Source organism: Candidatus Ponderosibacter sp. Uisw_141_02 (genome assembly GCF_048087665.1).
Classification (GTDB): domain Bacteria; phylum Pseudomonadota; class Alphaproteobacteria; order Puniceispirillales; family Puniceispirillaceae; genus UBA3439.
In genome coordinates this window covers 2,097,585-2,122,500 of the sequence record NZ_CP159807.1, presented here as the reverse complement: position 1 = coordinate 2,122,500, position 24,916 = coordinate 2,097,585, and the positions used below count along the sequence as shown (strand labels likewise).

Here is a 24,916-nt window from a genome sequence, read left to right as displayed (position 1 = left end):
TATTTCAAAGCTAGGAAAATATTCGCAATTTATATTTTGGCCGCAAACTTCTTCTAAGGCAGCTCGGAGAAGCGATTTCGCGGCTGAAGTTGCCAGAAGCACATGCTGGTCTTGCGCCGTTGCAGCCAACGCGACTGGTGATACTGTAAAAATCCAGTTCATTTTTGGGTTTACTTCGCGACAAAAATCAATGCACCAATATAGATCATGAACAGTCTCTGTGTAACTACTGATGTTTAATGCATGTTTGCTAGGGTCAAATACTCCAATTTTTGTGCCAGGGCATATAGGAAAGGCCACATCGTGGTTTTGATCCGACCAATATTCAATTAAACCGAGAGTAAATATGAAACAACTAGCGCCTTCGAAGACTTTCCTAACGCAATTCAGGTGATATTCTCGGTCACATTCAAGGTCGTGCAAAGTCCCAAACCCTTGGGGTTGAATAAGTGGCCTTAACAAATCAAAGTAGCCCAAATCGGTCTTGGCAAACACAGTAGAGCGGCGCCTAACATTGAAGGCGAATTCAATCAACTGCCGAAACTGCTTCACTGTGTAAATATTGCCGTAACGAGCTGAAAAAACGTTATAATTTAGTTCTTCTAGTCGCTGCTTAGTCATGAAATATGGGGCCTTTTCCTCAATATAATGGTTCAGGCCAACTGCGTTCAAATGTGACGCTATGTGCTGTGCAAAACAAGACCCCGCTGTAGATATTTTATCGGATGTTGCAAGTTTGAACTTGGATTTTGATTTTAGGCAAAGCTCCTCCCAATCGAGTTCGGCAACACCAGTTTTCCAAAAATTTTCGGGAGGGTAAAAGCTATAAGGATGCATATTATTTATCTCATCAATTTGTTCCAAAATGGGCGTGAAGGCTTTTCATTAATGCAGCTCCAAATTTTTCATTGCCATGAATGGCACCATGTGCGTACTCCTTTTTAAGAACACCAATTTCTTTCAAAGATTCGGAGGGAGCGGCTAAACAATTAATGCCCAATTTCTTTAAATCGGCGGAGAGTATTTCTGATATCATTTGGTATAACTTTTGACGAATTTGTGTCGGCTTTAATCCATAATCTCTAATAAGATTGGCAAATTCATGTTGCTTAAGGAGATGACTGTCGCAGGGAAACGGTGGCGGCATGACATAAACGACTTCTCGTTTTGGATATTTGTTTTTGATCATAACAGAGGTAGCCAAAATCGGATTGGTCAGTGCTTTGATATACACAGCCAAGTCTATTGAATGCACAAATTGCCTACCCTTAGTGGCTGGTGACAAAATAGTGCTAAAGTCAAATTTTGGTGGATTATCGATCAAGCAAAATTCAGCAAATTCATTCCCACGAAGCATTACAACAATTGTGTCTTTTCCATCTTCAATCATTTCTACTAGCCTAAACATACCCTCATTCGCAGCTATTTTTTGGGACTTAAAATCGAGGATGGGGCGGCCGAGCAGACCCATGTTGCAGGCTATAAAATTATTAATTGAACCGTCGAATTCGAAAACACCTTTGTAAAAATCTTTGTTTTCCGTCCAAGCTTTACCGATTTGCTGACGTTCTTGACGGTTGCAGTATTGTGCCAAAATACTGGTAATGAGTTGTGAATTACCCACGAAGAAGAAATCTTTAGACACTAGACAACCCACCTTTAGCTCAATTGTTTAGCTTTTGTGGATTTCATATCAGCAAAGTTGATGCCAAAATAACCTTTCAGCTCATAAAAATTGAAACAGGAAAGTGCTCCCTTTTGGAGGGTCATGACTGACGCATTGCCTGTACCCACTAAATCTGTGATCGGCGTGCGATGTCGATAGCGTTGCAGAATCGATGGTAAGCGTTTACAATTTTTTTTTCAGCAAGACAGGCGTTTCGTGCCTGTGAATAGGGAATTAGCAGACTTTTGACAATATTTGGTCGACGCGAACGATTTGCTGAAATTCTTGGAAAGGTGTTCGACTCTTATGGCTTTAAGTACTATTCCGAAACCGTCGGTGACTGCCGATGCGCCGATACCCCACAACGAGGAACGCAGAGCGCAAGCTGTTATTAAAACGGGGCTTGTTGATGCACCAAATTCTGATCTATTTCAAATTTACTGTGATCTAGCACGAGATCTAACGGGGTTTGAGCAAGCGAAATTCAGTCTTTTTGACGGTGAGTCGCAATGTTCAATGGCTGGCTCAGGCGTCGATGAGAATTATGAAGTTGGCGCCCGGTCTGACAGGTCAAAATGGAACGTATGTTCCTATGTGTTGTTGGACGTTGAGCCTTTGATAATTGAAGATTTTTATAAAGACCCTGATTGGGCAGAACATCCATATATCAAATCGGGCGATGCGCCGCATGCCTATGCCGGGTTTCCAGTGGTTAACAAAGACAATTATGTTTTGGGCACTTTATGTCTTTTTAATACCGATCCAAAAAAATATCCGACTCACAAGAGGATCTGATTAAGCGCATAGCCAGAAACATTGCCCATTTGCTCGATTTACAAGTTGAGCAAAAGAGCCTGACAGCTGAGAAAATTATTAAAGCGGCAGATGTTTTGTCATCCGCAATGAAAAAAGCGAGCCTTGTTGATTTTAAAAACCTTCTTTTGCTTGAGGCAGGTCTGCCGATTGATGCTGTTGGGACCTCTCAATTACAGAGTGAGGGTTTTTGCGACATAAGTGAGGGTGTGAAGGTAACGTTAACCGCCAAAGGCAGGAAACTCATCCAGTCGATGGGCTTAACACCTAAACCGATGAAACGAATTAAGGTAACGGGAACTGATGCATCCGAGTTAATCGACAAAATTTTTGAGGAACTGGACTAGCCATGTACGCTAAGGTTTTTAATTTGAAATTTGTCGAGCCAACTGATGCGAAGGTCGCTTCATCATTTTTTGCAGAAAATCTGGCAAAACTCATCCGACCATGCAATATGCAGTCTATGAATATTTCTCTCGGTCGCTGCGGCAGCCTAACGATCACCGTAAAATTCGACAGCGGGTCTGATTTGAAGACCTTTGAGTCTCGGTCAAAAGCCGTATTTGATGATATAAGGAGCTCATTTAATTTTATTCAAACCAACTACGCTGGCGTTTACATCTATACCTTTGAAGCTGAAAATTCTGCTACTGAAATAACGTTGAACTAACTCGGTTAAACCCTGCCGTTCAGCAGCTGAAGATTTTACCGCGTTGTTGCTTGGGGTGGTTGTATGGCGACAGAGACAGCGTTATCGGGTAATTAAAAGGCAAGAGAGTTAAGATGAAAAGTCAGTTTGTTTTTCAACGTAATAGCCGAACAGACCTTCCTGTTGCCAGAGCTGGGGAAGGGTGTTTTCTTTTTGATCAAACTGGTAACGCCTATCTTGATGGCTCGGGTGGCGCGGCAGTATCTTGCCTAGGCCACTCTGATCTTCATGTGAAAAATGCCATTATTAAACAGGCTGAAAACATCGCTTATGCCCATACATCTTTTTTCACTAGTTCCCCAGCAGAAGACCTGGCGGCACGTTTGGCCGCATATGCGCCGGGGAATATCAATAGGGTTTATTTGGTATCAAGCGGGTCAGAGGCGATGGAAGCTGCCATTAAATTGGCCCGCCAATATTTTATTGAAACCGGTCAGTCCAACCGCAAGCATATCATTGCTCGAAAACAAAGTTATCATGGCAATACTCTTGGTGCTTTGGCAGCTGGGGGAAATCAATGGCGCCGCCGTCAGTTTGAACCTTTGCTGGTTGAAACAAGTCTTATCTCTCCTTGTTACGCATGGCGTTATCAGCGCGACCATGAAAGCGAAGAGGACTATGGCCTTCGGGTTGCCAATGAATTGGAAGATGAAATCTTACGGCTTGGCCCAGAGCAGGTTATGGCATTTTTGGCTGAACCTGTGGTTGGCGCAACTGCAGGCGCGCTTTGCCCTGTCCCGGGATATTTAGCCCGCATCAGAGAGATTTGTGATCAATATGGTGTCTTGCTCATTTTTGACGAAGTTATGTGTGGCATGGGACGGACAGGGGCACTGTTTGCCGGTGACGTTGATGGCGTCACCCCTGATATTGTGGCGATTGCCAAAGGCCTAGGGGCTGGCTACCAGCCTATTGGGGCGATGTTGTGCCAAGATTATATTCATGATTCTATTGAACACGGATCCGGGTTTTTCCAGCATGGTCATACCTATCTTGGTCATCCGATTGCAGCGGCGGCGGCGAATGCTGTTTTGGATCGGTTGGTGGTTGATGGCCTTGTTGATGACGTGGCGCAAAAAGGCGAATATTTAAAATTGCAGTTGAAGGCAAAGCTGGGACAACACCCCCATATCGGCAATATCAGAGGCCGAGGGTTGTTCATCGGCATTGAATTTGTCGCATCGCAGGATGATAAAACGCCCTTTGATCCTGCTTTGAATGTGGCAGGCAATTTGAAAAAGAATGCCTTTCAATCGGGGCTGGTATGTTATCCCGCGCAAGGAACGATTGATGGCAGAATAGGAGACCATGTTCTGCTGGCACCGCCGTTTATTGTCACCAATGATGAAATGGATATGCTGGTGGATCGGCTGGCTTTGGCGGTAGATATGACCATATGATTGGCAATCGGCGGCCCAACCTTTGCTACTGCAACCAATTCATTTATATGATTAAAGCTAATGGGCCGCCTCGGATTTGAGGCGGCTTTTTACATTGATAGACGTCTATTGCAACTTGATAAATTCGCGTAATGCTTAATACTGGTTTTATGAATAGTGGTCTTCATTCGGTTATTCAGGGTCTTTGCGAACTGCCAAAGCAGCTACGCTGGAGTTATCTTCCGCCCCTTATGGTTTATCTCGCCGCTGGTGTGTCTGGACTAACGGCGATTGTAGGTACTTTTTTTATCAAAGATTATTTGAATTTATCTGCTGCATTCTTGGCCAGCCTTGGATTTTGGGCGGGCTTGCCATGGGCGCTAAAAATGCCGCTTGGGCACCTGGTTGATTTGATTTGGAAATACAAGGCCTATCTCGTTGGCCTTGGTGCGGTGGTAATTGCCGCCAGCCTTTTGATAATGTTCGGGCTGATTGGTCACACCGAATTTATGGCAAGCATCATGCCTGTTGAAACATGGTTTGTAACCAGTGTTATTTTAGGGCCGGTTGGTTATGTTATTCAGGATGTTGTGGCCGATGCAATGACGGTTGAGGCAGTTCCTGAACAGGATGAAAATGGCGATGATATCGACCCTGACCAGCTAAAAATCATGCATACCACGATGCAAACCCTTGGCCGGTTTGCCATTATTGGCGGCACAGTTTTGGTTTCACTTGCCAATGTCATTTTGTTTAGCGATGTCGATCGCCTTGATACCGTTGCCCGGATTGATCTTTATGCGCGTATCTATCTTTATGCGTTGATCATTCCTGCAATCTCGATTGCTGGGGTCATTCTTGCACGCCTCCAGCACTCTTACCGCAAATCCCGTATACAAAAGCTATATCACACCCCCACAAGCCCGCATCAACTGCCTGAAATCAACTGGTCAATTCTGCTTGGCAGTTTGATCTTTGTGGTGTTTTCCCTGAGTGTCGGCACATCGGGCATCGGCTATGCACAGGAAATTGTCTTTGCTGGATCAGTTGGTATTATCTTGTTTTTAATGAAACGGCTAATGCGCTTTCTTCCGCCTGAAAAACGGCTAATGATTGTTGGAACAGCAATTATTATTTTTACCTTTCGGGCAATGCCAAGTCCGGGTCCGGGGCTTACATGGTTTGAAATTGACCAGCTTTTATTCAATGAACAATTCCTGTCCATTCTTTCGCTTATTGCATCAATTCTGACCCTTGTTGGCATTATCTTGTTGCGTCCGTTTATGGCGAATAATTCGATTGCGCGTATTGTTGTTATTTTATCCATTGCTGGTGCTGTGTTGTTTCTGCCAAGCATTGGTATGTATTATGGCTTGCATGAATGGACCGCTGCCTATAGTGGCGGGATTGTTGATGCGAAATTTATTGCGATTATCAATACCGCTGTCGAATCCCCACTTGGTCAGGTTTCGATGATACCTCTTTTGGCCTGGATTGCTCGGAATGCGCCAGTTCATATGAAGGCAACATTTTTTGCGGTTTTTGCGTCATTTACCAATCTGGCACTTTCGGCGAGCGCACTTGGCACCAAATATCTGAACGAGGCCTTTGTTGTCACACGCGAAGTAAAGGACAAGTTGAGTGATGTAACTGTCACCACGGCCGATTATTCCGAATTAGGGGTGTTACTCATCACCGTTCTACTCATAACCCTTGTGGTGCCTATTGGCATGGTTGTAATTATCCAGAATAGCCGTTTTAGAACAATTGATTAGGGTTTAATCGAAAAAATTATGGTCAAAATTTGTTATTAATTGCCCATATCCAATTTTTTTTAGATGCTGGTCAGAGTGATATTAGAACCTTAAAATTTCCCTTTAAATTTTGCGTTTTAACTTTTCGGCTATCTGTGCCTAAATTCATCAATCTTCTAAACCAGTGGAAAATGAGACGAAAAATGACCCATCAACGCATTCGGCCGTTCAATACCAAACAAACATATCCTGAACAGAATTTGGATAATGATTTATGTCAGGCTGTTGTTACCTGTGGTGGCAAAACAGTCTGGATCCGTGGTCAATGCCCACAAAATCTTGATGATGCAAAAAATATCGAAAGCTTAGACCCATCAATGCAAACCCATAAAGTGATGCAGAATATACGGCAATTAATTATCGAATCAGGTGGTGAGATGGAACATTTGGTTAAGCTCGTTGTCTATATTACAGATATCAGGCACCGTGAGGCAATTTATCGTACTATGGGTGATTATATCAAAGGGGTGCATCCAGTATGCACTGGCCTCGTTGTTCAGGCGCTTGCTCGTCCTGAATGGCGTGTTGAGATTGACGCTACCGCTGTTATTCCAGGCACAAATTAGATTATGACATTCTCAATCGTTGCAAGATGCACAAGAACTGACCAGCTTGGAATGGCTGTGTCATCATCATCACCAGCTGTGGCGGCGCGCTGCGCCCATGCAAAAGCCGGCGTTGGAGTGGTTGCCAGCCAGAACATCACTGACCCCCGTCTAGGGCCAAAAACTTTGCTTGCGATGGCTCAAGGACATAGCGCCCCTGAAGCGGTAAAAATGATTATTAACGCCGCTAAAAATGCTGATTTTCGGCAGTTGCTGGCGGTTGATGCAAGAGGCAATGCGGCCATTTATTCAGGATCAAAATCGCTTGGCACCCATGCTGATTTTGCCTCCCAAAATGCCGCTGCGGCTGGCAATTTATTGGCTAATCCAAACATCCCAGAAGCGATGGTCACAGCATTTCATCAGGGTACTGGTCATTTAGGCGACCGTTTAATTGATGCAATGCGCGCTGCATTGGCTCTTGGTGGCGAGGCTGGAGAACTGCATTCCGCAGGCTTGCTATTGGTTAGTGAACAGGAATGGCCGATGGCTGATTTGCGATGCGATTGGACCGAAGATTGCCCTATCGAGGCAGTTGCGGCGGCATGGCATATTTACAAGCCTCAGATGGATGACTACATCGTTCGCGCTCTTGATCCTGCCAGAGCCCCTCAGTACTGGGTTCCTGGTGATGAGTAGGCAACCATTGTGTGGCACCGGTCATGATCTGTATTTTTTGATATGGGCTGCCAAATATCTGGCATCCTCCCAAACCCCCCAGATAAATGATGATCCGCGCATTGATAACCATGGCAAGCCTATGAAATAAATGCCATTTATGGCGGCAACCCCTTTTTTGTGAAATGGCTTTTTTTGATTATCAAACACATCAGCCTTTAGCCAGCTGAAGTCCTGCTTATAACCGGTTGCCCATAAGACTGTCTTAATCCCTGCATCTTCAAGATGTAGCTGCCGGGTTGGGCTTGTTAGGCAAGCAGGATCAGGCATGATGAGTTTTGCATCCTCTTCAGCCGGAAAATTGAGATTATTTACTTTGATATATTCATCCGCTTCTGCCAACAGTCCCAGATAATTTACATCACCGTCGGCAATATTTTTTGCCAGATCATCAGCGATGGTGATGACCCCATTTGCATATGTTTTCGTCATCCCTAAAAGCTTCATTCCTCGGTGCGCAAATTTTCGAAAATCTACAGTCTTACCACCATAAGCTCCGGAAACAGCAATTGTTACATGTTCTTTGCCAATGGGCGGCGTTTGCATTTGCCACTTTCCTAATGTTCCAAGCCACCAAACAAAATCTTTGCCGCGATAGGCCCTGGGTGGCCTCTCATGTGGGCCAATTGACAGATAGACCTCCCGGCCAGCTCGTAGCAATTCATCAGCAATCTGTGAGCCCGATGACCCAGCCCCCACTACCAATACAGCGCCATTATCAAGTTGCCCAGGATTGCGATAATTAAAGGAATGAATTTGTGATACGCGATCATCGGCAATGATAGAGGGAATAATGGGAGTTTGAAATGGCCCGGTTGCCGCCACGATATTTCGTGCCTTAATCGAACCCTTGCTAGTTTTAACCAGAAAGCCATCATTTGCCGATGGGGTAACGTTTGTGACCTCTACCCCACAATGTATGGGGGCATTTATTTGCTTGGCAAAAGTTTCAAAATAGCTGGCAACCGCATTTTTGTTTGGAAAGGAGTCTGGGTGCCAATTATCAAAACGCTTGTCTGGAAACCGATCATGCCAAGCTGGCCCATTCATAACAAGGCTATCCCACCGCGCGGTTTGCCACCGCTCAGCAATGCGATCTTTTTCGATTATAAGATGTTTGACACCACACTTTTGTAAATGAGCACTCATCGCAAGGCCGGCCTGACCTCCGCCCACAATCAATGTATTTGTTTTGTCTATTACCAAACCATTATCCAAAGCGCACTTTGTATCTCTTAGATCGATCTTACCAAGCCTTATATGTTTGATGATCGGTTTTATTTGGCAATTGTTGCGGGTATGCAGTAACTGCCCATCTAATCCAAAATCTTTTGTCTTTTTGGCTCTTTGTTAACGGCACAATTGATGTTCTGTATATCAGTTTTCACCCATTCACCGCTGCGCCAAACATATTCATATTCAACAACCTGCCCCAATGCGAGGCTTAATAAGCGCGATGTTTTTGCAATTGGTTGTCTGTCCATTGAAATATAGAATGTTTTCACGCACCATATATCATCGCCATTGATTGAAAGTTTGGCCACCATCTGGTCGGCGGCATTTGATTGGCAATATGGATGGTCAGTCGCGACATTATCATTAATATTTATAATTCTAACGTCGGCGCCAAACCATGATGTTTCAATAAAATAGCGGTGATCACCGCATGAAATATCATGGTTTCCCTCATTCGCCGCACTAGCTGGATAAACATTGATACCAACAGCTGTGATAAACGGCATAAGAAAAAAGGAACGTATCAATTAACCAGCCTTGTATTAAAATCATAAAATCGATGTTTGATAATCAGTATTTAACGCTGCACACATACAATAACCAAAACAATAACAAAAATTGATAAAGTTCAAGATGGTAGTCTTGAAATTTAAATCGTTGGGATTGACGGTCAACTGGAAAACCGATTTTTGTGCTCATAAAGTGCTGCCGAGACCTTGCAACCAAATACCTCTAATGATTACTGGCCCTTTCAAACCGGATCTCACTTTTCGGCAAAGGCACGCGCCCCTTCTAACTGATCTTCAGAATTGTACAACTTTTCAACGTTCGCAAATTGGCTTTTCGTGATTTTATTCAATGCATCATGGAATTTCATGTCTTCTGCATTGCGCACCACTTCTTTGATTGCTGCGTAAACAAGCGGCGGCAGTTGATATTGATAATCTATTTGTGCGTAATCAAAGTGGCATCAGTTTGGGGGCGCGTGCGCAAGGCATTGTTACCTCGGCCGTGCGACAGGCCTTGGCATAAATGCAAGATAACCTTGAAACGCGACTTTCTTTATCTTAGATTTCCGCGATTGTTGCCTGCTCACCCAAAACATTATCGCGTCGATTTCAAGCTGAATTAGGCTCGAGTCCAGGCCGTGTTTATCGGCATTTGCGCTTAGCCCATGCCCATCAATTACTAGAAAATACCCGGCTCAGCATATCTGACATTAGTTTGCGCACAGGTTACAACAGCCCTGCTGCTCTAAGCCGCGCCTTCAAGGCCAGATTTGGACGGGTGCCGCGCCTATTACGGCAATAGAGTTAAGTTAATATTTGTATCCTAGTGGCGCTGAATAAAAAGGTGCTGTTTTCAGTAGGCCGTTTCTTTTTTGTATTTTAGAGTTATTGATGGGTTCATTGCTGCCTTTAATTGAGGCTAAATGTTTCAGTCATGTGCTGGGGTTCCTAAACCTGGTAAAGTAGTTTTAACGAGGCAGGGTCAATACTGCGCAGATACCCTGCGCCCAATTTTCAAAACTAATGTTGCCACCATGTTGAGCTGCAATAGTTGAGGCTATGGCAAGCCCAATTCCATAGCCATCAACATTTTCTGCATTGGTGCCGCGGTCAAAAGGGCGCGTTAGATTACCCAGGTAATCTGGGGTGATTGAGTCTCCGTAATCCCTTATATGAATCTGTACAGCTTGTGAACTAGCCTGAATGGAAACATCAGCTTTTCTGCCGTATTTTAAGGCATTATCAATCAGGTTGGTTAACGCTCTTTGCAAAGAAATTGGCCTTACTTGAATAACAATTCCATGCTGTTTTGCAACCTTGTCGCTTAAAGGTTTGGGAGCGCTATTGAAGAGAATAGTCCGTGCAGCAATTTGTGGCAGATCTGGCTCAAGGTAGCGCACTGGTTGCCCCGCATCCTCATAATCTGCCACAATGGCCTCGATCAAGGAAATAAGCGAAATCCTGCGTAAATCTTCCATACGCATTTCAGATTGTGTGTAGCTCAAAACTGACTTGATCATCTGTGTCATTTGATCAATGTCGGCATGCATTTTTCTTTGCAAGTCTTTGTCAGTAATAAACTCAGTCCGCAGCCTTAGGCGGGTGGCTGGCGTTCCTAAATCATGGCTGACGCCTGAAAGGAAGGCGGCCCGCTTAGCCAACGATTCTTGCTCTGCTTTCTGATATTCGTTAATAACATTAATCAATGCCCGCAATTCATCTGGGCCAGCGAGGTCATAGCTTTCTGGGCTAAAGAATAGGCCGCGTCTGGCAAGTGTGGCGGCAAAATTGTGAAAGGTGCCGCTGGTGGCAATAATAATTGAAATTAGAGCGCCAAGGGACACCACAACCATTGCTAAAGCTGGCAATCTCAAATCCATGGGTGCGTTGGCGCACCCCCAGATTGACGGGCCATCCACGCGCCACCATGGCCCATCACTATATTGAACGAATAATGTGCTTTTTGAGCAATAGGTGGTCAACATTCGCAATAATGCAGCAAGTTTTCCACCTGCGGACGCGGGCTGCTTTTGCTGCAGCTTGGCTATGGGGTATTTTAGATCTGGCGACACAACTGCGATATTGATACGGTTTTTTACTTCGCCGTTCTGTGTGGCGGAGGCGAGTGACAATTGAGTGATCTGGTCGTTAGCGCTGACATTAGGTAGTTTTTCAAACAGCCTGGCGGCCGCCAATCTGGCATCGACTCCATTAAGTTGGGTAATGACGAGACCATCTGGTATCTTGGCACCATCTCGTAATGTATCGTGTAATGCCAATCCAGTGAGATAGGAATGTTCAAGGTGGCGATTCCAATTTGATACTGATTGCACCCAGACTGCTGTCGCTGTAGCCCCAATGACCATGGCGCTGAGTACCAATAATATGGTCTGCGATTTAAGGCTGGATAGAAAATGCATTAACCATCCTCGTGGGACACGTCGACTGCGAATACATATCCCACGCCACGTTCGGTGCGTAAAAGTTCGGGGGTTTTAGGATTAGCTTCAATTTTACTACGTAATCGTCCAACTAGTACATCCAATGCTCGCCCTGACGTGTCAGAAATGGAATGTCCTTCTTGCGTAACATCCATTGCTGCAATGATCTCGTCACGTGTCAGGGCAATATGTGGGTTGGCCAGCAACACTTTCAACAAGCGCTTTTCACGCTGGGACAATGCTACCTGCACGCCATTTGGCGCATAGACTTCGTCTCTCTTCCCATCAAACTTCCATCCGTTAAAAGAAAATACGGTAGTATTGCGGCGATAGTTCAGTGATGAAGAACGGCGGCCGCGGCGTAACACAGCTCGAACGCGCGCTAACAACAAGTCGAGATTAAATGGTTTGGTAATATAGTCGTCTGCGCCCACTTCATATCCTGTCATGCGTTGGTGATCGGCTGAGAGTGCGGATACAAAAATGATGGGAACGGTCTCTTTGGCACGTAATTTACGACATAACTCAATGCCATTTTCTTCACCCAGCATCACATCTAGCAAAATTAAGTCGATACGTTGATTGAGAATATGTGACTCTATTTCGGCGCCGGTAGCAGCAGTGCAAACCATAAATCCTTGGCGTGCTAGAAACTGAGCCAGCATCTGGCTCAATTCTCGATCATCATCAACAACCAATATTCTTGGGATAGCCATTACGCCCCTCCAAAAAACGTCACGCACTGCAGATAATCACCTTAGTAACTTTTGGTAACAAAACCCATGGTTAGGTAACAATATGTAATAGATACCTGCGAAAACTTGAAGGATGGGGCAGGTGCTTCCGAATTGTAATTGAAACTTGGGCACATTGGCCAAAGGTTTAATAACAAAATTTGTAGTGAGGAGGAATAAAATGAAATTCAAGACATTGTTTGCAGCATCTGTTGCATTTGCTGTGGCCGGCACATCACTGGCCCATGCAGAACCTCAAGCCGAAGTATTGCATTGGTGGACATCTGGCGGTGAAGCCAGATCAGTTGCTGTGTTACAGAAAGAATTTGCGTCACGCGGTGGTAAGTGGACTGACATGCCTGTTGCTGGAGGTGGCGGTGATGCCGCTATGACTGCACTGCGTGCTCGTGTGTTGGCTGGTAATGCTCCAACAGCAGTTCAGCTTAAAGGCCCAGCTATTCAGGAATGGTATGAAGAAGGCGTATTAGCTAACATCTCCAGCGTTGCCAAAGCGCAGGGTTGGGCTGATGTTTTGCCAGCCTCAATTGCCGGCCACATGAAATGTGAGGGTAAATGGTGTGCGGCCCCAGTAAATGTTCACCGTATTGATTGGATTTGGGCAAATGCAGCCGTTCTTGCTAAAAATGGTATCTCAATGCCAACTTCATGGGACGAGTTCAACGCTGCGGCAGCAAAGCTGCAAGCAGCTGGTATCACTCCTTTGGCCCATGGTGGACAAGCATGGCAAGACGCTACTGTATTTGAGGCCGTGGCCTTAGGCATTGGTGGCCCTAAGTTTTTCCAAAAAGCATTTGTTGAGCTAGATCAGGCGACTTTGAAGTCTAACACAATGGTAAAGGTGTTTGACCAGATGCGTATTATGCGTGGTTTTGTTGACAATAACTTCTCAGGCCGTGACTGGAACTTGGCAACAGCTATGGTCATGAATGGTGAAGCCGCCTTCCAGATTATGGGTGACTGGGCGAAGGGTGAATTCCTGGCTGCTGGCAAGCGCCCTGGTATTGATTTTTTATGCGCGTCAACTCCAGGCGATGGCTTCCTGTATAATGTGGATAGTTTTGCCATGTTTGCCGTTGACGGATCAGACAAGACAGATGGTCAGTTGTTGTTGGCTGAACTAATTGTTGGCAAGAACTTCCAAAAAGTGTTCAACATGAACAAGGGGTCAATCCCAGCACGCGTGGACGTGGCGCTGGATGATTTTGATCCATGTGCTCACACATCTGCACAGGATATGGCAACCAGTAATGCTGGCGGTTCATTGCTTCCGTCATATGCGCATGGTATGGCTCTGCGTGGCGCCCAAGCTGGAGCGATCACTGATGTTGTGACAGCCCATTTTAATTCAGACATGTCATCAGCTGATGCCGTTGAAATGTTGGCAACCGCAGTCACAAACAGCATGTAAAGTGCTGCCACCGCCCACCGTCTGATTTTAGATTGGTGGGCGGTTTGCCATTAACTGGAGATCTGGCAATGATGGAGTGGATGGAGAAACAGATGCCAAAGCTGGTGCTGGCACCGTCATTCGCTGCCAGCCTCATTTTTGTTTATGGGTTCATTGGTTGGACGGCTTGGGTGTCCTTAACTAAATCAAAGCTTTTACCGCGCTATGATATTGTTGGTCCCATCCAGTATCAACGGCTGTTTGACTCACCACGCTGGGACGTGGCCCTCTCAAATCTATTTGTGTTTGGCTTTTTGTTCATTGTTATTTCAATGTTGCTGGGACTTGTGTTGGCCATATTGCTGGATCAGAAAATCCGCACAGAGGGTATAATCCGTACCATTTATCTATATCCAATGGCATTGTCCTTGATTGTTACCGGTACAGCGTGGAAATGGATTTTGAACCCTGGGTTAGGGTTTGAGGCTATGGTTCAGTCATGGGGATGGGACAGTTTCACCTTCGGGTGGTTGGTTGACCCTGATATGGCAATCTACACGGTTGTCATCGCTGGCGTTTGGCAGGCTTCAGGTTTTGTCATGGCATTGTTTTTAGCTGGGTTGCGATCTGTCGATCAGGAAATTATCAAGGCCGCGCAGGTTGATGGTATTCCCGCTTGGCGTATCTATTCTTCGATCATCCTTCCGTCTATGGCGGCAGTTTTTCTATCAGCTTTCATCGTGCTTGCACATTTGGCGATCAAGAGCTTTGACCTGGTGATTGCGTTAACGGGTGGTGGGCCCGGTTACGCAACAGATTTACCAGCGACCTACATGTATACGATGGCTTTTTCCCGGGGGGACATTGGCCAAGCGGCAAGCTCAGCAATGGTAATGATGATGGTCGTTTTTGCGATTGTTGTGCCATATCTTTATTCTGAATTGCGAGCGCGTAATGACTAATAGTTTAATAACAAACCCGCTGCGCAAGATGATGAAACGGTTGGTATTACGTTGGCTGCTTTATCTACTGCTTTGCACTTTTGCCCTCTATTACATGATGCCACTATTCGTAATGATCACCACCTCGCTTAAAAACCTTGAGGAAATACGTACAGGCTCGCTGATGTCATTACCGCGGGAGATTACCATGGCTGCTTGGTCAACCGCTTGGTCGAGCGCCTGTACCGGCATTCAATGTGAGGGGCTGAGGCCTTATTTTTGGAACTCGGTGTTGTTGGCGGTGCCAGCTGTATTAATCTCGACAATTATTGGCGCAATTAACGGGTATGTGGTAGCGCAATGGCGGTTTAAACTGTCAAATATCCTGTTTGCACTTATGTTATTTGGCTGTTTCATCCCCTTCCAAGTTGTATTGCTGCCAATGGCTCGTGTGCTTGGTATGACGGGTTTAGCGGGGTCCATTAGTGGTCTAATATTTGTGCACGTAATCTATGGCATAGGTTTCACCACTCTGTTTTTCCGCAACTATTATGTTACGATTTCAGCTGAGTTGGTGAAAGCTGCTAAGGTTGACGGCGCGTCATTTTGGCGTATCTTTTTCTCAATTTTTTTGCCGCTGTCGTTACCAATCATCGTGGTGACCGTGATTTGGCAATTCACTCAAATATGGAATGATTTCTTGTTTGGAGTGTCATTTTCACAAGCAGGAACGCAACCCATAACAGTGGCACTGAATAATATCGTGAATTCCACTACAGGGGTAAAGGAATATAACGTTGATATGGCAGCTGCAATTATTGCCGCTTTACCAACCTTGCTAGTTTATATCGTCGCCGGAAAATATTTTATCCGCGGTCTGACCGCAGGCTCAGTAAAAGGCTGATCTCATGTCCCCAATTCTTGAAATAAAAAATCTCAATAAGAATTATGGCCCAACAAATATTTTGAATGATGTGAACGCGTCCATTGAAGATGGTGAGTTCTTGGTTCTTGTCGGGCCATCTGGATGCGGAAAGTCAACATTGCTGAATTGTATTGCTGGTTTGGAACCCATTACGAGCGGTACAATTCGCATTAGCGGCCGGGATATGACCCATGTCAGTCCCAAGGATCGTGACATAGCTATGGTGTTTCAATCTTATGCACTTTATCCAACCATGAGTGTTGCCAAAAACATTACCTTTGGAATGAAGGTGCGAGGCGTTGAAAAGGCAGAGCAGGACGTTAAATTAGCTGAGGTCGCCCACCTCCTTCAGATTGAGACTCTGCTTGACCGGCGACCAGCTCAGCTATCGGGCGGGCAGCGCCAGCGTGTTGCCATGGGTCGGGCATTGGTTCGCAATCCAAAACTGTTCCTTTTTGATGAGCCATTGTCTAATCTTGATGCAAAATTGCGAGTTGAGATGCGTACCGAAATCAAAAAGCTGCACCAGAATCTGGGTGCATCTATGGTCTATGTCACGCATGACCAGATTGAGGCTATGACCTTGGCCACTAAGATCGTGGTGATGAAAGGTGGTATGGTGCAGCAAATTGGATCACCCGCGGAAATTTATATGCGTCCAGCTAATTTATTTGTGGCTGATTTTATGGGATCGCCTGCAATGAATTTGATCCCAGCACGAGTTACCATGAATTGTAAAGGTGCCAGCTTTACCATTACGCGTTCTGCCGCTCCTCCAATGGTCTTGCATGATGAGAATATAAAATCATTACCTGATAATGTGTTGCTGGGCTTGCGTCCTGAGGATATTGGTGATGCGTCTTTGCGTAAGGGCAGAAAGCTACAAATTTCGAATTGTCATGTGGATGTGGTGGAGCCAGCAGGTGCAGATACTTATGTATTGATGACGCTTGGCGGAGTTGAGGTTACTGCCCGCTTGCAGGCAGAAACCGCAGCCCAAAGGGGTGCAAATATGGAATTCACCTTCAACATGGCCAAGGCATCTTATTTTGATGCAAATACTGGGGAGCGGTTGAACTAGTGGCATTGCAAACAACAATATCGTCAGCTCTGGTTCCATATATTAAGCTGTGGGCGTTTCGGGATACTTATTTCATTGTATCCTTAGCGGCGAGCGAAGCCCCAGTGAACTAACGAAATGGTTATGTTTGTTGCGGATATTGGTGGAACAAATATTCGTTTTGCTCGCTTAACCGGATTGAGCAGCTCGTTGAGAGATATTACTTATCTCAAGTGTCGAGATTATACTCGCATAGAGGATGCGTTTCTGACCTTCAGGAAGAAGGTTGGCTATGATGGCCAACTAGATGCAGTGTCTATTGCAGTGGCTGCACCGGTCAAAGATGATCTTGTTGAATTCACCAACAACCATTGGACGTTTTCAAAATCTGCCTTGTTGGCGGAATTGGGCACAAAGCGGTTATTGGTGTTGAATGATTTTACTGCGCAAGCATTAGCCCAGTCTGACCCAACGGCTAATGGTAATCTGCCGGTTATTGCGGGGGTGCCAACGCCTAATGCGCCGCTGCTTATAATTGGTCCCGGTACTGGATTAGGTGTGTCAGCATTGCTATCAACCTCAGTCGGAATGCAACCGCTTGAGGGAGAGGGTGGTCATGTAAGCTTTGCCCCAAGATCGGAAGCTGAACAGGCACTTTATGGTTTTATTAGGCGCGCGCAGGGCTATGTTTCAGCAGAACATATGGTTAGTGGCGGTGGGTTAGAGAATATCTATCGCTTTTTGATACGTGATAAACCTGATGAACCAGAGATGAGCGCGCCAAAAATTGGCGCAGCGGCTGTTGCTGAAGCTGGCCCATGCCGGGATGCAGCGGTGATGATGCTCAACATACTGGGGACAGTAATCGCGAATAATGTTCTGACAATTGGTGCCTGGGGTGGTGTAGTTCTGGCTGGTGGTATTGTTTCGCAACTGGCCCCACTCATTGATAAAAGCCAACTCGCCGCGCGTATTCAGAAGATTGGCAAGGAAAGCCATCTAACTACAAGCTTACCGGTTTGGCTGAGTGTAGATCCAAACGCCGGATTGCGGGGGGCGCAGGCGGGTCTGTCTAATGCATTACTGAAGGGAAGAGAGGTGCACGCCTAGCCGGTCAAAGATGCGGCTTCAGTTGCTAAGGCCTCTATAGCGGCAAAATCACCCGTATTGATCAGGTTTTGTGGCGCTACCCATGATCCTCCTACGCATTCCACATTTGGCAATGCCAGCCACTCCGGCGCAGAAATTGCTGAAATGCCTCCTGTTGGACAGATTTTTATGTGTGGTAGGGGGCTGGTCAATGATCTTATCAAGCTCGTGCCACCAGCTGCGCTAGCTGGAAAAAACTTCATTGCAGTGAATCCAGCTTCCAGCAAATGCATCATTTCGGAGACGGTGCTGGCGCCTGGCAGCAATGGCAGATCCGCCGCTTCACAACCGTCAATCACTGCTTGTGTGGTCCCAGGTGATACCGCGAAGTGTGCACCAGCTTCTTTGGCCGCGTGGGCGAGTTTAGCTGAGATTACAGTGCCGGCGCCAATGCACATATTTGGGCGAGCGTCCGCAATTGCTCTAATCGAATCCAAGGCGGCTGGCGTGCGCAGTGTTATCTCAATAGTTTTTAACCCACCTGCAAATAACGCATCAGCTAGTGCCACGCTATTTTTGGCTTCGTTGATCACGATGACTGGCATAACTGGCCCCATCGCTAAAATTTCGGTGATTGGTGTTGCTTGCATTGCCATTATTTTGTCTCCAAAAGAGTTATGCCCGCACCGGCCTCGGCAATGGCGGCGTGTTGGCGCATGCTAGTGAATAAAGTACGACCAAACCCTCTTTGCAGCGGCATACTTGGTAGGGCCATCGAAGTCCGGCTCGACAGATCAGCGGCTACCTCGAGGGTTCCTTTTACTGCGTTGAGCGTTATCATATCGCCATCCATGATTTTGCCGATTGGGCCATTATCAACCGCCTCTGGGCATACATGAATGGCTGCTGGAATTGATCCAGATGCCCCTGACATGCGACCGTCAGTAAGCAGTGCTATCTGGTAACCACCATCTTGCAAGTTGCTTAACAGTGGGGTGAGGCTATGCAATTCGGGCATACCGTTTGCCATTGGGCCTTGAGCTCGCAATACAATAACTACGTCTCGTTTTAGCGCGCCGCTTTCATAGGCGACTTTGACCTCGGCCTCGGTCGTGAATACCGCTGCAGGTGCAGTGATAACGTGATGTTTTGGCGCGACGGCCGATACTTTGATCACGGCTTTGCCAATATTGCCACTCAGTATTTTTAAACCACCATTTGCATTATGCGGATTGGCAACAGGGCGTAAAATGGCATCATCGCCGCTCTCAATTGGTGCGGAGCGCCAAATTAAACGGCCACTCTGTAAAAACGGCTCAGCTGCATGATCGTTGATATTGTTACCCGTAACGCTGGCTGCGGTGCTATCCATTAGGCCAGCATCAATCAATTGGCGCATAACATAGCCAATGCCACCAGCTGCGTGGAAATGGTTTACATCTGCGCTACCGTTTGGATAAACGCGCGCCAATAGAGGGGTCACCTCCGACAGGTCAGCAAAATCCTGCCATGTGATTTGAATGCCAGCAGCTGCAGCCATAGCCGGTAGATGGAGCGTGTGGTTGGTTGACCCGCCAGTGGCATGCAGACCTATAATGGCATTTACAAAGCTGCGTTCATCTAACATTTCGCCAATGCCTTTAGCGGCAGCGTCCTTTGCCAATGTGACCATCCGATTCGTTGCGGCTACGGTCAGGGCGTGACGCAAATCATCATGTGGATGGACAAAAGCAGCACCTGGCAAATGCAGCCCCATAATTTCCATTAACATCTGATTAGAATTGGCGGTGCCATAAAAGGTGCAGGTCCCGGGTCCGTGATAGGCGGCAACTTCCGACTTCAGCAAATCATTACGGCTGGCCTGACCACGGGCAAAGGCTTTGCGCATGGCAGCTTTTTCGACATTGGGAATGCCGGTTGCCATTGGTCCTGCTGGGGCGAAGATGACTGGCAGATGGCCAAATGCTAGCGCGCCCATCACCAAACCTGGCACGATCTTATCGCAGACACCAAGACAAATAGCAGCATCATAAACACCATGCGACAGACCCACAGCGGTGGCCATCGCAATTACATCGCGGCTCATCAGCGACAACTCCATGCCTGGGCGGCCTTGTGTAACGCCATCACACATCGCTGGCACACCACCCGCAACTTGAGCAGTTGCGCCGGCGGCGCGCGCGGCGGCGCGAATGATTTGAGGGTAGGCCTCATAGGGCTGATGTGCCGAAAGCATATCATTGTAGGCCGTGATTATACCTATGTTTGGCTTTAGCTCATCTGCCATGCCAAGCACATTGGCCTGGTCCAAACCCGCGCCAGCGGCCGCATGAGCCATGTTCGAGCAGGATATCTGCCGCCGGTTAGAGTCTGGTGATTGGCGCATCATCATTATTTCATCAAGATAGGCGATTCGACTGGCGGCACTGCGCCGGCGGATGCGTTCCTGAACCTCTGCTACGCGGTCATGCAACTTGGCCATGAGATCCTCTTCTTAATCCTTGTAAGCCGATTATTGGGTTACGATTTGGACTGATTTGACAGTTTGCGTAATTAAATGATGCACTGGCAACAAATGATCTGTTTGTGCCGCTCTAAGAATCTCTTGTTTGGCTGCACCCTTGACCAATAAAAACACCAAACGCGATTGTAAAATCATAGGTAAATTCATTGAAATACGCGGACACAGAGGGTCCCCCTCTGGCCCAGTCTGGATAATTGCGGGCGCGGTATCAACATTCATCGCCGCATCACCCACCATCGACGGAAATAGTGAAGCAAAATGTCCATCGGGCCCTATGCCTAACAACATCACATCAAAAGGCCGGTCCATTTTCGTCACAGGTCCGGCAATGGTTAGCGGCAAGAATTTTGCGGCGACCACAGGTCCACGTAATAATTGTGTTCGGATAAGTTTGCGGTTGCTGTCATTGTGATTGCCATGTACCTGACGATCATCGACAAGGGTGATGGTTACTCTCGCCCAATCAACATCGGTGCTATATTCGCCGTTGGCTAACGCCTTAAAAATAAAAGCTGGGCTGGACCCACCTGGCACTACAAAACTGGCGCTGCCTCGTTGAGCGATGCCAACAGCTAATGCGGCCGTTATTTGATTTACAACACTCATCGCCAATCCTGATCCGGGTCAATCCATTGACGCCCATCCATCTCTAAAAGCGTGTCATCAGGCCCCATTGATCCTGTTACATATCTTGCTGGTGCGATGTTTGCAGACATAGCTAATATTGGGTCAATAAAGTTCCAAGCGGCCATCACTTCGTCACCACGCATGAAAAGAGTCTGGTTGCCTCGCGCCGTATCCATCAACAGCCTCTCATATGCATCTGGCAATCGTTCTTCAAACGTCTCTTCAAAGCTCAGATTCAAATCAGATGGGGACAACCGCATACCGCCAGGGCCAGGTTGTTTTGAGGTCATGTGTAAACGCAAGCCCTCACTTGGCTGCAAGCGGATTACCAATCGGTTCGGATAGTCAGAAAGCTTATCACCACCACTTTTGGCAAAGATGTCATGGGCCAGGTTTTTGAAGGTGACTATAATCTCAGAAGCCTGCTGTTCTAGTTTTTTACCCGTACGAATATAGAAAGGGACGCCTGCCCACCGCCAATTGTCAATCGAAAGCCTCATTGCCACATAGGTCTCGGTGTTGGAAGCCTCGCCCAATTCCTCACGATAACCAACATATTGTCCCAATGCCAAGTCATCCAATGACAGGGGGCGTAGTGCTCGTAATACGCGCAATTTTTCGTCACGCACTTGATCAGCGGCAAAATAGGTTGGCGGTTCCATTGCTACCAAACACACCAATTGCAAAAGGTGGTTCTGAACCATGTCTCGGGTTGCGCCAAATCTGTCGTAATAGTCGGCGCGTTTGCCAACACCAATTGTCTCGGCCACGGTGATCTGGACATGATCAATGTGCTGATTGCTCCATAGGGACTCAAAAATCACATTGGCAAAGCGCAATACCATTAGGTTTTGCACTGTTTCTTTGCCCAGATAATGGTCAATCCGGTATATCTGACTCTCGTTAAATACTGCGGTCAGTTTTTCGTTTATCGTGCGCGATGATGAGCTGTCATTGCCCAATGGTTTTTCCACAACCAACCGAGCTTGTGGGCTTGCCAACCCAGCATTCTTCAACATCTGCACGGCGGAGCCGAAAAGGCTCGGCGCGATTGCCAGATAAAAGATAGTCGGACGATCAATGTTGGCTTTTTCCTTAATTTGAGTGACGAGGCTGCCTACACCATCGCCGTTGGCAACATCCATAATCACAATTTGGATTATTTTTAGAAACGCCTGCCAGCGCTCCTCTGTCGCGTAGCCGCTGGCAAATGCATCTTGACAGAATGGCCGCAGTGCCTCAGCGAAGTCCCTGATGTTGAACGCCCGTCGCGAAGTGGCAAAAAGCCGAAAATCATCTGTCAATTGGCCATCAAGATACCGCCAGAAAAAGGCCGGGAAAATCTTGCGAAAAGACAGATCGCCAGTTCCTCCAAAAATAACATAATCACTGGCCGGAAGTTTGGAAGCACTGGAGGGCGTCACCGACATTTAACAATCCTATTCTTTTTACGAACCCAATGCGGCGTAGACTTGAAGGAACGCACTTCTCTCGCGGCACGCGTTGTCTGAAAAGGGAAAGCTGAAGCCTAGCCTACTCAAACTACTAGAAAATGATAAGCACTACATTGCAATGGGTCTCGAAGGAGCCAAATTCAATAGTTTGAATTCTAATGTATCGCCCCTGAAATAACCAATACAATACCGCTGAATGAAGGGTAGCTTGTGAAAATTCTCTCCCGTTTTGTAACGGTTTGATACGTTCTCTACTATTTTACCCAAGCGCTTGTAGAAGGGTCTGGAGAAGATCCAGCCCTCGAGATTAAACGTTATGATTTAAAATGATTGGTTTAAGTTAACCTTAATGCTTTGGAGGCACGCCTTTTCTATATTTTTCACTTGGCGATTTGGTTATGAGTTGTTGGGCCGACTGAACCACCGGAACTGTGTAATTTTAAAATTGCCGAAACTGTTGACCCACGTTAAACCCGTTGCCTCATAAGAGGCTGGCAGGTGTCACATACAAAAGTTCGTCGTCCACTAATATCAAAACGTCTTATCTCACCTTCGCACTTCGGGCAGCTGGCTTTTCCAAAGATATTGAATTTTTCACCATATCGTTTTTTTGATAATTGCCCGTCAAATACCGTGATGATAGCATTCCGCTCAACACCAATAGCAAGCAAGGCGCAAGCGTCGTCCCAAATTCGATTAAAAGTCTGCCGGTCAATTGCTCTGCCGGGTGTTTCAGGGTGGATTGCCTGGCGCCATAAGATTTCTGAGCGATATATGTTACCAATTCCTGCCATAATAGATTGATCCATAATCAGGCGACCAATTGGTGCTTTGCTTCGTGATATCTTTTCAAAAGCAAAGTCAGGATTTGCATCGGGGCGTAAAACATCTGGTCCTATTCGACCAATAAGGGTCATCACACCTTTTTGATCCAAGACCTCGCAAATAGTTGGGCCAATTATGTCCACAAGATGTTTTTTGCCTATCAAGCGGATACGCACGGAGCTCTTTGGCTCTGCGAGTGGTAATTTTTGTTTTCGAATTCGGCCGAATAGTCCCAAATGTATGTGCAGTGTATATTCGTTATTAAACTTATAAAGAAGATGTTTACCAAATGCCTCAACAGCTGAACATATTTGCTCGTTGAGAAGTGAGGCGCCCTCGGAAAATTTCCCCTGTGGTGAAGAAACAATCAGTTTCTGGCGAGCGAGTATTCGGTGATGATCCCTCGCGGCTCTATGGATTGTGTGACCTTCAGGCAATTTTAATTCCTAATTTCAGAGTTTAGTCAAACGCCAAAAATATTTTCAAACTAAAGGCTTGATCATTGTACCAATGCCTCGTTCCACTCACGTAGAAACCTCTTTCTTTTTAGTCTGTCCAGATACACAAGAAGCCCGGTGTCTAGTCGAATGGGTTTAAAATTACTTTGATTTAATTTGCTTTGGCTTTTTGGTGATAACAATCCAGTTGTTTTGGTCATATGACTTTGTCCACGCTCGCTTAAAAGATAAGTAAGAAACTGCCTAGCTGCTTGTTTGTTTTTTGACTCTCGAGGTATCAAGGCGGAGCGTAATAAAATTAATGTGTAATCTTTTGGATAAACTACCTGCAAATTTCTTCTGGTTTTGGCATGTTGTTCGGCATAAGAACCAATCAGGTTGTATGCAAGTATACTTTTTCCACTCTCTAATTCATCAAGCATATTTCCAGAGCAGCACACTAACTTGGTTTTTATGCCCCCGAAAACTTCAGCCAGTCGCCAAAATGAATCTGATTGTCTGACATCCTGAGAGGCAAATAAAAAGCCCGCTCCAGATGTGTTAACGTCATATGTTATTACCTTTTCTCTGAAGAAATTGGGTTCGCTACGTATTAGAGTTATCAACTCTCTCCTGGTTTCTGGTACGTGTTTGCCAACAAAATCTTTTCGGGAAACCACCATCACTATCGGTTCAGCAGAAAAACCTACCAAACGGTCTTGCCATATACTCCAATCTGGAACATTGAGGTAATCTGGCAAGTCCAATGATGCTGCCAAACCGTCATTGGCCAATTTTATTTGAAGATCCATTGCTGAGGACATGACCAAATCAAAGTTTTTTTGAGATTTAGAAATAGATGCAGAAATATCAGTGGTTGAGGCTACGGTGTAACGGATCCTCTTTCAGGGAACTCAGCAACAAATCTCTGTAAAACCGGTTCAAAAATTTCTTTGTCTGTTGAAGACAGTATTTCAAGATGCACAGCCTGGTCCGATGGGCCATAGTCCGACACAGATTCGACCGTCAACCCAAACACAGG

Annotated in this window: 25 protein-coding genes and 1 pseudogene (1 of these 26 running past the window's edge); 13 read left to right on the top strand and 13 right to left on the bottom strand. The window is 46.2% G+C overall.

Annotated elements, in window-relative coordinates:
- Both ABXT40_RS10455 and ABXT40_RS10450 read right to left on the bottom strand, forming a co-directional pair.
- Nucleotides 1-864: the 5' portion of a GSCFA domain-containing protein gene (locus ABXT40_RS10455; protein ID WP_443645542.1), read on the bottom strand. The gene continues 225 nt to the left of window position 1, outside the view; 864 of the gene's 1,089 nt are visible here — the first part of the coding sequence; the start codon lies at nucleotides 862-864; the stop codon falls past the left edge of the window.
- The gene (locus ABXT40_RS10450) at nucleotides 851-1,645 is read right to left on the bottom strand and encodes a hypothetical protein (RefSeq protein WP_443645541.1); all 795 of its coding nucleotides are present in this window, start codon (nucleotides 1,643-1,645) and stop codon (nucleotides 851-853) included. The genes ABXT40_RS10455 and ABXT40_RS10450 overlap by 14 nt, the downstream gene beginning before the upstream one ends.
- Before the next feature lie 327 nt (nucleotides 1,646-1,972).
- Here ABXT40_RS10450 and ABXT40_RS10445 point away from each other — a divergent pair, with 327 nt between their 5' ends.
- The 7 genes from ABXT40_RS10445 to ABXT40_RS10415 all read left to right on the top strand — a co-directional run bounded on the left by ABXT40_RS10445 (nucleotide 1,973) and on the right by ABXT40_RS10415 (nucleotide 7,625).
- Nucleotides 1,973-2,461, top strand: coding sequence for a GAF domain-containing protein (locus tag ABXT40_RS10445; protein ID WP_443645540.1), 489 nt, complete (start codon nucleotides 1,973-1,975; stop codon nucleotides 2,459-2,461).
- A gap of 29 nt (nucleotides 2,462-2,490) precedes the next feature.
- Nucleotides 2,491-2,826 carry a hypothetical protein gene (locus ABXT40_RS10440; RefSeq protein WP_443645539.1) on the top strand — a complete coding sequence of 112 codons (336 nt, stop codon included), beginning with the start codon at nucleotides 2,491-2,493 and terminating at the stop codon, nucleotides 2,824-2,826.
- Nucleotides 2,827-2,828: 2 nt separating this feature from the next.
- Nucleotides 2,829-3,149, top strand: a complete 321-nt coding sequence (locus tag ABXT40_RS10435) for a hypothetical protein (RefSeq protein ID WP_443645538.1) — start codon at nucleotides 2,829-2,831, stop codon at nucleotides 3,147-3,149.
- A 113-nt stretch (nucleotides 3,150-3,262) separates the two neighbouring features.
- Nucleotides 3,263-4,588 carry an aspartate aminotransferase family protein gene (locus ABXT40_RS10430; RefSeq protein WP_443645537.1) on the top strand — a complete coding sequence of 442 codons (1,326 nt, stop codon included), beginning with the start codon at nucleotides 3,263-3,265 and terminating at the stop codon, nucleotides 4,586-4,588.
- 149 nt (nucleotides 4,589-4,737) lie between these two features.
- On the top strand, nucleotides 4,738-6,342 hold the full coding sequence (locus ABXT40_RS10425) for a hypothetical protein (protein ID WP_443645536.1): 1,605 nt from the start codon (nucleotides 4,738-4,740) through the stop codon (nucleotides 6,340-6,342).
- Nucleotides 6,343-6,524: 182 nt separating this feature from the next.
- Entirely contained in the window at nucleotides 6,525-6,947 is a 423-nt protein-coding gene (locus tag ABXT40_RS10420; protein WP_443645535.1) for a RidA family protein, read from the top strand.
- A 3-nt stretch (nucleotides 6,948-6,950) separates the two neighbouring features.
- A complete protein-coding gene (locus ABXT40_RS10415) occupies nucleotides 6,951-7,625 on the top strand; it encodes a DUF1028 domain-containing protein (RefSeq protein ID WP_443645534.1) in 675 nt (224 codons plus the stop codon).
- Nucleotides 7,626-7,646: 21 nt separating this feature from the next.
- Here the strand turns inward: ABXT40_RS10415 and ABXT40_RS10410 are convergent, their stop codons facing one another.
- The 3 genes and pseudogenes from ABXT40_RS10410 to ABXT40_RS10400 form a co-directional block, all read right to left on the bottom strand.
- On the bottom strand, nucleotides 7,647-8,870 hold the full coding sequence (locus ABXT40_RS10410; protein WP_443647012.1) for a flavin-containing monooxygenase: 1,224 nt from the start codon (nucleotides 8,868-8,870) through the stop codon (nucleotides 7,647-7,649).
- Between the two features lie 110 nt (nucleotides 8,871-8,980).
- The gene (locus ABXT40_RS10405; RefSeq protein WP_443645533.1) at nucleotides 8,981-9,427 is read right to left on the bottom strand and encodes a hypothetical protein; all 447 of its coding nucleotides are present in this window, start codon (nucleotides 9,425-9,427) and stop codon (nucleotides 8,981-8,983) included.
- A gap of 236 nt (nucleotides 9,428-9,663) precedes the next feature.
- Nucleotides 9,664-9,828: pseudogene (locus ABXT40_RS10400) on the bottom strand (carnitinyl-CoA dehydratase); the annotation flags it as partial.
- 143 nt (nucleotides 9,829-9,971) lie between these two features.
- Between ABXT40_RS10400 and ABXT40_RS10395 the strand changes: the two are divergent.
- On the top strand, nucleotides 9,972-10,211 hold the full coding sequence (locus tag ABXT40_RS10395) for a helix-turn-helix domain-containing protein (RefSeq protein WP_443647011.1): 240 nt from the start codon (nucleotides 9,972-9,974) through the stop codon (nucleotides 10,209-10,211).
- A gap of 166 nt (nucleotides 10,212-10,377) precedes the next feature.
- On the opposite strand, the gene ABXT40_RS10390 is transcribed toward ABXT40_RS10395, so the two are convergent.
- Both ABXT40_RS10390 and ABXT40_RS10385 read right to left on the bottom strand, forming a co-directional pair.
- On the bottom strand, nucleotides 10,378-11,829 hold the full coding sequence (locus ABXT40_RS10390) for a sensor histidine kinase (protein ID WP_443645532.1): 1,452 nt from the start codon (nucleotides 11,827-11,829) through the stop codon (nucleotides 10,378-10,380).
- A complete protein-coding gene (locus ABXT40_RS10385; RefSeq protein WP_443645531.1) occupies nucleotides 11,829-12,566 on the bottom strand; it encodes a response regulator transcription factor in 738 nt (245 codons plus the stop codon). The genes ABXT40_RS10390 and ABXT40_RS10385 overlap by 1 nt, the downstream gene beginning before the upstream one ends.
- A gap of 199 nt (nucleotides 12,567-12,765) precedes the next feature.
- On the opposite strand from ABXT40_RS10385, the gene ABXT40_RS10380 reads away from it, so the two are divergent.
- From ABXT40_RS10380 to ABXT40_RS10360, 5 genes are all read left to right on the top strand, one after another.
- Nucleotides 12,766-14,013: an ABC transporter substrate-binding protein gene (locus ABXT40_RS10380; RefSeq protein WP_443645530.1), complete on the top strand. Its 1,248-nt coding sequence runs from the start codon at nucleotides 12,766-12,768 to the stop codon at nucleotides 14,011-14,013.
- 68 nt (nucleotides 14,014-14,081) lie between these two features.
- On the top strand, nucleotides 14,082-14,954 hold the full coding sequence (locus tag ABXT40_RS10375; RefSeq protein ID WP_443647010.1) for a carbohydrate ABC transporter permease: 873 nt from the start codon (nucleotides 14,082-14,084) through the stop codon (nucleotides 14,952-14,954).
- The gene (locus ABXT40_RS10370) at nucleotides 14,947-15,837 is read left to right on the top strand and encodes a carbohydrate ABC transporter permease (RefSeq protein ID WP_443645529.1); all 891 of its coding nucleotides are present in this window, start codon (nucleotides 14,947-14,949) and stop codon (nucleotides 15,835-15,837) included. Before ABXT40_RS10375 ends, ABXT40_RS10370 begins: the two co-directional genes overlap by 8 nt.
- Nucleotides 15,838-15,841: 4 nt before the next feature.
- Entirely contained in the window at nucleotides 15,842-16,939 is a 1,098-nt protein-coding gene (locus ABXT40_RS10365) for an ABC transporter ATP-binding protein (protein ID WP_443645528.1), read from the top strand.
- Between the two features lie 123 nt (nucleotides 16,940-17,062).
- The gene (locus ABXT40_RS10360) at nucleotides 17,063-18,028 is read left to right on the top strand and encodes a glucokinase (RefSeq protein WP_443645527.1); all 966 of its coding nucleotides are present in this window, start codon (nucleotides 17,063-17,065) and stop codon (nucleotides 18,026-18,028) included.
- Here ABXT40_RS10360 and eda read toward each other — a convergent pair.
- The 6 genes from eda to ABXT40_RS10330 form a co-directional block, all read right to left on the bottom strand.
- Nucleotides 18,025-18,663, bottom strand: a complete 639-nt coding sequence (gene eda, locus ABXT40_RS10355; RefSeq protein WP_443645526.1) for a bifunctional 4-hydroxy-2-oxoglutarate aldolase/2-dehydro-3-deoxy-phosphogluconate aldolase — start codon at nucleotides 18,661-18,663, stop codon at nucleotides 18,025-18,027. The genes ABXT40_RS10360 and eda overlap by 4 nt on opposite strands.
- Entirely contained in the window at nucleotides 18,663-20,489 is a 1,827-nt protein-coding gene (gene edd / locus ABXT40_RS10350; protein WP_443645525.1) for a phosphogluconate dehydratase, read from the bottom strand. Before edd ends, eda begins: the two co-directional genes overlap by 1 nt.
- A gap of 30 nt (nucleotides 20,490-20,519) precedes the next feature.
- Nucleotides 20,520-21,137, bottom strand: coding sequence for a 6-phosphogluconolactonase (locus ABXT40_RS10345; RefSeq protein ID WP_443645524.1), 618 nt, complete (start codon nucleotides 21,135-21,137; stop codon nucleotides 20,520-20,522).
- Nucleotides 21,134-22,588, bottom strand: coding sequence for a glucose-6-phosphate dehydrogenase (zwf, locus tag ABXT40_RS10340; RefSeq protein WP_443645523.1), 1,455 nt, complete (start codon nucleotides 22,586-22,588; stop codon nucleotides 21,134-21,136). The genes ABXT40_RS10345 and zwf overlap by 4 nt, the downstream gene beginning before the upstream one ends.
- A 491-nt stretch (nucleotides 22,589-23,079) precedes the next feature.
- A complete protein-coding gene (locus ABXT40_RS10335; RefSeq protein ID WP_443645522.1) occupies nucleotides 23,080-23,874 on the bottom strand; it encodes an Fpg/Nei family DNA glycosylase in 795 nt (264 codons plus the stop codon).
- 62 nt (nucleotides 23,875-23,936) lie between these two features.
- On the bottom strand, nucleotides 23,937-24,773 hold the full coding sequence (locus ABXT40_RS10330) for an ABC transporter substrate-binding protein (protein ID WP_443647009.1): 837 nt from the start codon (nucleotides 24,771-24,773) through the stop codon (nucleotides 23,937-23,939).
- Between the last annotated feature and the right edge of the window lie 143 nt (nucleotides 24,774-24,916).

Excerpts from the sequence above, each read along its gene's own strand:
- ABXT40_RS10445 (WP_443645540.1), top strand. The coding sequence starts at position 1,973 with ATGGCTTTAAGTACTATTCCGAAACCGTCGGTGACTGCCGATGCGCCG.
- ABXT40_RS10435 (WP_443645538.1), top strand. The coding sequence starts at position 2,829 with ATGTACGCTAAGGTTTTTAATTTGAAATTTGTCGAGCCAACTGATGCG.
- ABXT40_RS10430 (WP_443645537.1), top strand. The coding sequence starts at position 3,263 with ATGAAAAGTCAGTTTGTTTTTCAACGTAATAGCCGAACAGACCTTCCT.
- ABXT40_RS10425 (WP_443645536.1), top strand. The coding sequence starts at position 4,738 with ATGAATAGTGGTCTTCATTCGGTTATTCAGGGTCTTTGCGAACTGCCA.
- ABXT40_RS10420 (WP_443645535.1), top strand. The coding sequence starts at position 6,525 with ATGACCCATCAACGCATTCGGCCGTTCAATACCAAACAAACATATCCT.
- ABXT40_RS10415 (WP_443645534.1), top strand. The coding sequence starts at position 6,951 with ATGACATTCTCAATCGTTGCAAGATGCACAAGAACTGACCAGCTTGGA.
- ABXT40_RS10390 (WP_443645532.1), bottom strand. The coding sequence starts at position 11,829 with ATGCATTTTCTATCCAGCCTTAAATCGCAGACCATATTATTGGTACTC.
- ABXT40_RS10385 (WP_443645531.1), bottom strand. The coding sequence starts at position 12,566 with ATGGCTATCCCAAGAATATTGGTTGTTGATGATGATCGAGAATTGAGC.
- ABXT40_RS10380 (WP_443645530.1), top strand. The coding sequence starts at position 12,766 with ATGAAATTCAAGACATTGTTTGCAGCATCTGTTGCATTTGCTGTGGCC.
- ABXT40_RS10375 (WP_443647010.1), top strand. The coding sequence starts at position 14,082 with ATGATGGAGTGGATGGAGAAACAGATGCCAAAGCTGGTGCTGGCACCG.
- ABXT40_RS10370 (WP_443645529.1), top strand. The coding sequence starts at position 14,947 with ATGACTAATAGTTTAATAACAAACCCGCTGCGCAAGATGATGAAACGG.
- ABXT40_RS10365 (WP_443645528.1), top strand. The coding sequence starts at position 15,842 with ATGTCCCCAATTCTTGAAATAAAAAATCTCAATAAGAATTATGGCCCA.
- ABXT40_RS10360 (WP_443645527.1), top strand. The coding sequence starts at position 17,063 with ATGTTTGTTGCGGATATTGGTGGAACAAATATTCGTTTTGCTCGCTTA.
- eda (WP_443645526.1), bottom strand. The coding sequence starts at position 18,663 with ATGGCAATGCAAGCAACACCAATCACCGAAATTTTAGCGATGGGGCCA.
- edd (WP_443645525.1), bottom strand. The coding sequence starts at position 20,489 with ATGGCCAAGTTGCATGACCGCGTAGCAGAGGTTCAGGAACGCATCCGC.
- ABXT40_RS10345 (WP_443645524.1), bottom strand. The coding sequence starts at position 21,137 with ATGAGTGTTGTAAATCAAATAACGGCCGCATTAGCTGTTGGCATCGCT.
- zwf (WP_443645523.1), bottom strand. The coding sequence starts at position 22,588 with ATGTCGGTGACGCCCTCCAGTGCTTCCAAACTTCCGGCCAGTGATTAT.